Source organism: Kitasatospora sp. NPDC059571 (assembly GCF_042735675.1).
Classification (GTDB): domain Bacteria; phylum Actinomycetota; class Actinomycetes; order Streptomycetales; family Streptomycetaceae; genus Kitasatospora.
In genome coordinates this window covers 11,433-12,837 of the sequence record NZ_JBHWBW010000203.1, presented here as the reverse complement: position 1 = coordinate 12,837, position 1,405 = coordinate 11,433, and the positions used below count along the sequence as shown (strand labels likewise).

Genomic DNA, 1,405 nt, shown 5'->3' with positions numbered 1-1,405 from the left:
GGGGCGGCGCCGCCGGCCCCCGCCCCCCCCCCCCCCGCCGCCCCGGCCCCCTGCCGGACCTTCAGGGCCGGCACCCCGGCGACCACGATGCCGAGCGACACCGATCGCCCCGCGCTCGGCGAGCCCGAGTCCGCGCAGCCTGCCGAGGAGTTCGTCCGCGGCCCCCCGGGCGACGTCGCACGGCAGCACGTCGCCCTCCGGCCGCACCGCCGACCCCGGCAGCACGACCACGTACGTCGCTCCGACGCACGAGCCGAGGGCGTCCGGGGCACCGTCGCGCAGGTCGGCACGGCGGCCCTCCGGGGGTGGCGGCAGAAGCGGATCCGGCGACACCCCGGCCGCGTCGTCAGGAGGCCGCCGCGCCGCGCTTGGCCTCCTCGACCAGGGCGACGGCCGCCCGCGGGTCGGAGACCTCGACGACGAGCCGGCTGTAGCGCTCGTCGGTGAGTTCGATGACGACCGCGCCGGCCGGGTTGCGGACGTCCCAGAACACCCACTCGCCGGCGGAGCGGAAGGTGCCCGCGGTGATCACCCCGGGCAGGTGGGTGCCGCCGAGCCGGATGCCCTTCCACTCGTGGACGATGCCCGGATCGGCAGTGGCGCCGCGGACGTTGGCGAGCGGGATCTCCAGCCTGCTCCGCAGCGCCCACAGCTTGTCGAGGCCCTCGACCTCGACGATCAGCATGCCGTCGGCAACGGACAGTCGGGCCATCTGATGACTCCTCGGGTGGGTGGGGCGGTCAGTGGGAGAGGTGCGCGGCCAGGGCGAGCACGGCTTCGGCGCGGGGCGGCCCGCCGGCGGCCCGGCCGCGCAGCCGGACACCGAGCACCGCGGCGGCGAGCGCCTCGGCGAGACCGGGCGGCGGCGCCCCGCCGGCTCCGAGCACGGCGGCGAGCGCGGCCTCGAGGGCGGTCAGGCCCTCGTCGACCAGCGCGGCCGCGTCGGGGTCGGCGGCGGCCCGCTCGGCCGCGGCGAACAGCAGCAGGCCGGCGGCCGGGCCGCTGTCGTACGCGGCTGCGGCCTGCGCCAGCGCGGCGGACAGCCCGTCGGCCGCCGCGATCGCGGCGGTCAGCGGGAGCACCTCCTCGTCGAGGTGGCGGCGGAGCGCGGCGAGGTACAGGCCGCGCTTGCTCCCGAACACCTTGTAGAGGCTGCCCCGGTGGACGCCGAGCGCGCCGACCAGGTCGTCCACCGAGGTGCCCTCGTAGCCGTGGGCGGCGAACAGCCGGGCCGCGGCCCGGACGGCCTCGTCCTCGTCGAAGGCGCGTGGTCTTCCCATGGCCGGTACCGTAGCGAGTTCGAGAACGCTCGGTCAAGAATGATCTCGTGGTTAAACTGGGGCGGGGGGGCGCGCACCCGCGCCGGGGGCCCCCCCCCGCCCCCCCCCGGGGGGGGCGCGCCCCC

Annotated in this window: 2 protein-coding genes; both read right to left on the bottom strand. The window is 78.1% G+C overall.

Annotated features, from left to right (window positions below):
* Window positions 1-346: 346 nt before the first annotated feature.
* On the bottom strand, window positions 347-712 hold the full coding sequence (locus ACFV0G_RS21960; protein ID WP_380550321.1) for a hypothetical protein: 366 nt from the start codon (window positions 710-712) through the stop codon (window positions 347-349).
* Between the two features lie 28 nt (window positions 713-740).
* Window positions 741-1,280, bottom strand: coding sequence for a TetR/AcrR family transcriptional regulator (locus ACFV0G_RS21955; protein WP_380550318.1), 540 nt, complete (start codon window positions 1,278-1,280; stop codon window positions 741-743).
* Window positions 1,281-1,405 lie beyond the last annotated feature (125 nt).